This is a genomic window from Pseudomonas sp. (genome assembly GCF_050739655.1).
Taxonomy (GTDB): domain Bacteria; phylum Pseudomonadota; class Gammaproteobacteria; order Pseudomonadales; family Pseudomonadaceae; genus Aquipseudomonas.
This window is the reverse complement of record NZ_JBOIBY010000397.1, coordinates 1-5403: the sequence shown is the minus strand read 5'-3', so window position 1 is coordinate 5403 and position 5403 is coordinate 1. Positions and strand designations below refer to the sequence as shown.

At 58.6% G+C, this 5403-nt stretch carries 5 protein-coding genes; 4 read left to right on the top strand and 1 reads right to left on the bottom strand.

Annotated elements, in window-relative coordinates; genetic code table 11:
- The first annotated feature begins 85 nt into the window (after positions 1 to 85).
- Together ACRESJ_RS19285 and ACRESJ_RS19280 are read left to right on the top strand one after the other, a co-directional pair.
- A complete protein-coding gene (locus ACRESJ_RS19285; RefSeq protein WP_431759310.1) occupies positions 86 to 901 on the top strand; it encodes a gamma-carboxygeranoyl-CoA hydratase in 816 nt (271 codons plus the stop codon).
- Complete coding sequence (locus ACRESJ_RS19280) at positions 901 to 2847, top strand: acetyl/propionyl/methylcrotonyl-CoA carboxylase subunit alpha (RefSeq protein WP_431759309.1); 1947 nt, start codon at positions 901 to 903, stop codon at positions 2845 to 2847. The genes ACRESJ_RS19285 and ACRESJ_RS19280 overlap by 1 nt, the downstream gene beginning before the upstream one ends.
- A gap of 39 nt (positions 2848 to 2886) precedes the next feature.
- Here ACRESJ_RS19280 and ACRESJ_RS19275 read toward each other — a convergent pair whose 3' ends face one another.
- A complete protein-coding gene (locus ACRESJ_RS19275) occupies positions 2887 to 3525 on the bottom strand; it encodes a LexA family protein (RefSeq protein WP_431759308.1) in 639 nt (212 codons plus the stop codon).
- A 129-nt stretch (positions 3526 to 3654) separates the two neighbouring features.
- Between ACRESJ_RS19275 and ACRESJ_RS19270 the strand changes: the two genes are divergently transcribed.
- The gene (locus tag ACRESJ_RS19270; protein ID WP_431759307.1) at positions 3655 to 4020 is read left to right on the top strand and encodes a DUF6124 family protein; all 366 of its coding nucleotides are present in this window, start codon (positions 3655 to 3657) and stop codon (positions 4018 to 4020) included.
- Positions 4021 to 4498: 478 nt separating this feature from the next.
- Positions 4499 to 5403, top strand: a 905-nt coding sequence (locus ACRESJ_RS19265; protein ID WP_431759306.1) for a M14 family metallopeptidase, incomplete at its 3' end; no start/stop codon positions are given.

Sequence of the window (5403 nt, the reverse complement as noted above, 5' to 3'; positions counted from 1 at the left end):
GGATTCACCGCGGTTTACCAGAAGCACCGCGTTATCGTTCTTCGCGAGCAAGCCCGCTCCCACATGAATTGTGGAGACGGACAATATGAGCGACTTCAACACCCTCGAACTGCTGACCGACCCTCGTGGCTTTGCCACGCTGTGGCTCAGCCGTGAAGAAAAGAACAACGCCTTCAATGCCGAAATGATCCGTGAACTGATCCTCGCATTGGACAAGGTGTCGAGCGACGCCAGCCTGCGGTTTCTGCTGGTGCGTGGCCGTGGCAAGCACTTCAGCGCCGGCGCCGACCTCGCCTGGATGCAGCAATCGGCCGAACTCGATTACCACACCAACCTCGATGACGCCCGTGAACTGGCGGAGTTGATGTACAACCTGGCCAAACTGAAGATCCCGACCCTGGCGGTGGTGCAAGGTGCAGCTTTCGGCGGCGCGCTGGGCCTGATCAGCTGCTGCGACATGGCCATTGGTAGCGATGACGCGCAATTCTGTCTGTCGGAAGTGCGCATCGGCCTGGCGCCGGCAGTGATCAGCCCGTTCGTGGTGCAAGCCATCGGCGAGCGAGCGGCACGCCGTTACGCGCTGACCGCTGAACGCTTCGGCGGGCAACGGGCACGGGAACTCGGGTTGTTGTCGGAAAGCTATCCAGCCGATGAGCTGGAGCAAAAGATCGAACAGTGGATCGACAACCTGCTGCTCAACAGCCCTGCCGCCATGCGCGCCAGCAAAGACTTGCTGCGTGAGGTCGGCGACGGCTCGTTGAACCCGGCGCTGCGTCGCTTCACCGAAAACGCCATCGCCCGCATCCGCGTCAGCCCCGAAGGCCAGGAAGGCTTGCGCGCCTTTCTGCAAAAGCGCCCACCGAGCTGGCAAGCCGAAACCACCACCAAGGAGCCGCGTTGATGAGCGCACCTGTACTCACTACCCTGCTGGTGGCCAACCGCGGCGAAATCGCTTGCCGTGTGATGCGTACCGCCAAGGCTCTGGGCCTGACAACCGTAGCCGTGCACAGCGCCACCGACCGTGACGCCCGCCACAGTCGCGAAGCCGATATTCGCGTAGACCTGGGAGGCAGCAAGGCCGCCGACAGTTATCTGCAAATCGACAAGCTGATCGCGGCCGCCAAGGCCAGCGGCGCTCAGGCGATTCATCCAGGCTATGGCTTTTTGTCGGAGAACGCCGGGTTTGCCCGCGCAATTGAAGCAGCAGGCCTGATTTTCCTCGGCCCGCCCGCCTCGGCCATTGACGCCATGGGCAGCAAATCCGCCGCCAAAGCGCTGATGGAAACTGCTGGCGTACCGCTGGTGCCCGGTTACCACGGCGAGTCCCAAGACCTCGACACATTCCGCGATGCCTGCGAACGCATCGGTTATCCGGTGCTGCTCAAGGCCACGGCCGGTGGCGGCGGTAAAGGCATGAAGGTGGTCGAGGATGTCAGCCAACTGGCCGAAGCCCTGGCCTCGGCCCAGCGTGAAGCCCAGTCTTCGTTCGGCGATTCGCGGATGTTGGTGGAGAAGTACCTGCTCAAGCCGCGTCACGTGGAAATCCAGGTCTTCGCCGATCAACACGGCAACTGCCTGTACCTCAACGAACGTGACTGCTCGATTCAGCGTCGTCACCAGAAAGTCGTCGAAGAAGCACCGGCGCCGGGACTGAGCCCGGAACTTCGCCGCGCCATGGGCGAAGCCGCCGTGCGCTCTGCCAAAGCCATCGGTTACGTCGGCGCCGGTACCGTGGAGTTCCTGCTGGACGCCCGTGGCGAGTTTTTCTTCATGGAGATGAACACACGCTTGCAAGTCGAACACCCGGTGACCGAAGCCATCACTGGCCTCGATCTGGTGGCCTGGCAGATCCGAGTGGCCCGTGGCGAAGTGTTGCCGATGACCCAGGATCAGGTTCCGCTGATCGGTCATGCGATTGAAGTACGGCTGTACGCCGAAGACCCGGCCAACGACTTCCTGCCGGCGACCGGTCGCCTGGAGTTGTACCGTGAGTCGGCACAGGGCGCGGGTCGTCGCGTGGACAGCGGTGTCGAGGAAGGCGATGAAATCTCGCCATTCTATGACCCGATGCTCGGCAAGTTGATTGCCTGGGGAGAGGATCGCGAACAAGCGCGCTTGCGCCTGCTGAGCATGCTCGATGAGTTCGCCATTGGCGGCCTCAAGACCAACATCAGTTTCCTGCGTCGGATCATCGGCCATCCCGCGTTCGCTGCGGCGGAGCTCGATACCGGGTTTATCCCGCGTTACCAGGAACAACTGCTGCCAGAGCCTTCAACGCTCAGCGATGAATTCTGGCAAGCCGCCGCCCAGGCATTTGCCCAAAGCCAGCCGAGCACCTCCCGTGCCGATGACCCGAGCTCGCCCTGGGCCAACGGTAATGGCCTGCGTGCCGGCCTGCCGCGGGAAATCACCTTGCACCTGAGCTGTGAAGGCCAGGACCGTGCGCTGACATTGGGTGACATGAACGCCCGACTCCGGGGCGAATACTTGCTGACCGAACACAACGGCGTACGTCGCCAGCATCGGGCGATTCGTCGCGGTGATTTTGTCTACCTGCAATGGGAAGGAGAATTGCGCCGCATCGAGTCCTACGACCCGATCAGCGCCGTCGAAGCCAGCCACAGCCATCATGGCGGCCTGACCGCCCCCATGAACGGCAGCATCGTGCGCGTGCTGGTGGAGGCTGGGCAGAAGGTCGAAGCCGGGGCGCAACTGGTGGTGCTGGAGGCGATGAAAATGGAGCACAGCATTCGTGCGCCCCATGCCGGTGTGATCAAGGCGCTGTATTGCCAGGAAGGCGAGATGGTCAGCGAAGGCAGTGCGCTGGTCGAGTTGGAAGAGGCGTGAAATGAAGATCGGTCCTACGCATTGCGAGGACCGATCTGATCAGAATTTGGCTGTTGCCTGAACCACCACTCCGATGATTCGGCACTCTTCGGTGTAAAGCGCTTTGGGATATGTCGGATTGAGCGGGACCAGGTAATGCTGCCCGCCCTCTTCGATCAACTTGCGAAAAATGGCTTCGCTGGTGTTCGGCCATTGGGCGATAACCAGCTTGCTAGGCAATGCCTCAATGTCCGGATCCACCAGGATCAACATGCCCTCGGCAATGCTGAGGCCACTGGGTGCGGTCATCGCATCACCCACCACCGTCAACCAGAACGCCGCGCCTTTGGCGTGGTAGTCGGACAGTTCGAAACGATACTGCCCCTGTTCGCCATCGCGTACGACGCTGGTTTCCCGCCAGTCGCTGACCGGGTAGCGAAAGTACGGGTTGTACTTTTGCGTCAGGCAAACCTCATCCTCTTGCGAGTCCTCGGCCTCCCTGATCACCATCGCCACTTCCAGAAACCCCAGGCCCAGCGCCTGCAACACCCGATTCATGTCCTCGATGCCGGGCTGACGGCGTTTTGTGAGCCAATGACCAATGCCCCCCTGGGACATCTCGAGGCGCTCGGCGAGTATCTCTTGAGTGATTTTGAGTTCACTCATCTTGGCCTTGACCAATTCAATCCATTTATCCATGTGCGGCACGATACGGGGCAGGCTCCAGCCAACAAAACACAAAATGTAGTATTTAAATTATGGTCACAAATACAGATCGTATTAGGATGAATTCACGGATCTGAATCTATCACGGAGCTTGCCCACACCATGAATCAACCCCCAAACCAATTCCCCAATCAACCGCCAGACGATCATCCCGACCTGCAGATCGACACATCACTCACCTCGCCCAAAGGCTCCGCCGCCGCACAAAAAGCCTTGGACTATTACTTGAAACCAGCTGTTGCAGAAGTACTCGTCGAGGAGCGCTTCTTCGACGTGAACCGAAACATCGGTTGTGAAGAAGCGTTGGTGCATGCATCGGATCTGTTGCGATGTGCGGCCGCGACGGCCAACGAGTCCGCCAACCATCTGCAAGGGACGAACCGGGACCTGGCGTTTTCGACGGTGCATATGATCGACATGGCGAAAGCCATGGTGGATCGATCCCTGGAGTGTCTTCAGACGGCTTGAAAAGAGGACGTAAAAAGAGAGGGCTGGAAAGAGTTTTCCAATCGCGCAGATGAAATCGTTTGACTTGCAAACGAGAATGATTATTATTGCATCAGCTGGTCGCGAGATCAGTCGATGGACCAGATGACCTTAGGTCGGTCTCCTGGACTATCTCCTCATCAGGCTAATCACGGTTTTTGACCCGGCTTTTTGCCGGGTCTTTTTTTGCCAGTTTTCTGGCTTATAGCTTCAGGCTAATGAAGTCTTTAGGTGCTGCAAATTCGATGGCGCGGATGATAGCAAAAGAATATTTGTTGGCAAGAGAGGCCTTTAATCATTAGGGCAAACTAATGTCATTTAGCACTTGAGAATCAATCGCATAATCTCTAAGCTGCGTTGGCGTCAAGGAAGACGCCCCCCGTTACACCCCGCAATTTCCCTCGGTTTCACCCCTGCCTTACGTGTAAAGTAGCCGCCATAAAAATCATATTCAGGACTTATGGCCGTGGCTAAATCCTCTCTCGACATCAGTGCCAACTTTGACAGCGGCAACATTCAGGTTATCGATGTCAGCGATCCGCTCAAGCCACTGTTGGCCATCCGCCCGGATACCAAAAGCAACCACTTTCAGTGGTTCCATTTCAAAGCCAGCGGCCTGCACGTGGGTCAAGATCACTGGTTTCGCCTGAACAACGCCAGCCAGTCCTCGTACAACAAGGCCTGGACCGGTTATCAGGCGGTCGCCTCCTACGACCACGTCAACTGGTTCCGCGTACCGACTATCTTCGAAGGCGATTGCCTGCGCTTCAGTCTCGAAGCCGAGCAGACTCACGCCTGGTTCGCCTACTTCGAACCCTACAGCCGAGGCCGTCACGATTGGCTGATCGAGCAGGCGCTGACCAAAGCCGGCACTGAATTGTTGGCCACCGGCAAGAGCGTCGAAGGCCGTGACATTCAACTGCTGCGCAAAGGCTCGGGCGCCGAAGGCCAACGCAAAGTGTGGATGATCGCCCAGCAGCATCCGGGTGAACACATGGCGGAGTGGTTCATGGAAGGCGTAATCGAACGCCTGGAAAAGCACGATGATCCGGTGCTGAATAAATTACTGGCCAGCGCTGATCTGTACCTGGTGCCGAACATGAACCCGGACGGCGCTTTCCATGGCCACCTGCGCACCAACGCCATGGGCCAGGACCTGAACCGCGCCTGGCAGAGCGCCAGTCAGGAACTCAGCCCGGAAGTCTTTTTCGTCCAGCAGCAGATGGAAAAATACGGCGTCGACCTGTTCCTGGATATCCACGGCGACGAAGAAATCCCCCACGTCTTCACCGCCGGCTGCGAAGGCAACCCAGGCTACACACCGCGCCTGGAAAAACTCGAAGAGCACTTCCGCAGCCATCTGAA